Annotated in this window: 2 protein-coding genes; both read left to right on the plus strand. The window is 43.9% G+C overall.

The features are described 5' to 3' along the window. Positions 1-941 (plus strand): Mu transposase domain-containing protein (locus tag ACTNA4_RS15980; RefSeq protein WP_441031149.1); only part of this gene is annotated, 941 nt, incomplete at its 5' end. 6 nt (positions 942-947) lie between these two features. After that, positions 948-1,724, plus strand: a complete 777-nt coding sequence (gene istB, locus ACTNA4_RS15985) for an IS21-like element helper ATPase IstB (RefSeq protein WP_154581594.1) — start codon at positions 948-950, stop codon at positions 1,722-1,724. Positions 1,725-1,806: the final 82 nt, after the last annotated feature.

Raw genomic sequence — 1,806 nt, forward strand, 5'->3', positions numbered from 1 at the left:
GTGTTGCTAAGATTCTCGTACCGGATAACTGCAAGACTGCAGTTGTTCACAATGGTGGATGGAGAGACCAGCAGATTAATGAAACTTATCAGGAACTGGCTGAACATTATGGTACAGCTATTATTCCGGCTCGTGTCAGAGCTCCCAAGGATAAGCCGAATGCTGAAGGAACAGTAGGAAATATCTCTACCTGGATAACAGCAGCACTTCGGGATGAACAGTTCTTCTCCCTTGCCGAATTAAATCGTGCAATCAGAGACAAGCTCGAACTGTTCAACCAAAGGCTCTTTCAAAAGAAAGAGGGTAGTCGGCGAATCTTATTTCTTGAGGAAGAAAAACCATTGCTGGCACCATTACCTGCTACCCGTTTTGAACTGAGTGACTGGAAAACAGCCACCGTCCAGTTCAATTATCACATATCTGTGGACAGAATGCTATACTCAGTTCCTTATGAATACATCAAAAAGAAAGTTGATGTGAAGGTAACAGATACCACTATTGAAATTTTCTACAACCATAACCGCATTGCTTCCCATCGTCGTCTGAAAGGACGCCCTGGGCAGTACAGCACTATCACGGAACATATGCCGGAAGATCACCAGAGATATCTGGAATGGAACGGCGACCGGTTCCGCAAATGGGCTGAGCGGATTGGCATAAATACGTACACTGTGGTCAATGCAATACTGACCTCCAAAAGCGTGGAACAACAGACCTACCGAAGTTGTATGGGACTTCTAAAGCTTGCTGAGAAATACTCAGATGCATTGCTTGAAGCAGCCTGTAAAAAGGCTTTATCCTATACCTCCTCGCCCAGTTACAAGAGTATTAAAAACATCCTTGTAACAGGTTCTGTAAAACCGGAATCAGAAACAACTGAATCCAAGACCACACATAAAGCACATGGCATCACAAGAGGTGCCGATTACTATCGGAGGTAAACACATATGACAAATCAGAGTACAATAGATAAATTAATTGAAATGCGCCTTACTACCATGGCAGATGCATTTCGTAACCAACTGGATGATCCTAAATTTAAAGAAGTACCCTTTGAGGACCGTTTTGGTATGCTGGTGGACATCGAATACAGCAATCGTAAAAATAATCGTCAAAAACGACTGATCCGTAATGCCGGATTTGACCAGCCGGAAGCAAATATCATGGATATCAACTACACTTCCGGTCGCAAACTTAACAAGGCTCTTATTAACCGACTTGCAACTTGTGAGTATATATCTGAACACCGGAACCTTTTTATTACCGGTGCTACAGGCTGTGGTAAGACTTACATGGCCTGTGCCTTTGGCATGGAGGCATGCAAGCGGTATTACAACACCAAGTATGTCCGACTTCCGGATCTGCTCATTGATCTGGAAATCGCAAGGACAGAAGGTAACTATCGAAAGGTCATGGCTAAATACGCTAACCCACTGGTTCTCATTCTTGATGAATGGCTTCTTCTAAAACCAACGGAAGCCGAGCAGAAGGATATCTTTGAACTCCTTCATCGAAGACGAAAGAAATCATCTACGATTTTCTGCTCTCAGTATGAATTCGAAGAATGGTATGATCAGCTTGGTGGTGATGACAGTCCTCTTGCAGATGCAATCATTGACCGTATTGCCCATGACAGTTATCGAATAAATATCACAAGCATTGATGCAGAACATGATCGGTCAATGCGAGAGGTATACGGCTTAGATAAAGCATTACGCGAGTAAACTCGCATAAGCGGTTCCCGCAAGTCCGGACAGACGGTTTCCCGTCTGCCGGATTTGCGGTGTTACCGCACAGGAATATTCA

The sequence above is a fragment of the Bariatricus sp. HCP28S3_A7 genome, assembly GCF_052066375.1.
Classification (GTDB): Bacteria; Bacillota; Clostridia; order Lachnospirales; family Lachnospiraceae; genus Allocoprococcus.

Coding starts and splice junctions, on each gene's coding strand:
- istB (WP_154581594.1), top strand. CDS start 948: ATGACAAATCAGAGTACAATAGATAAATTAATTGAAATGCGCCTTACT.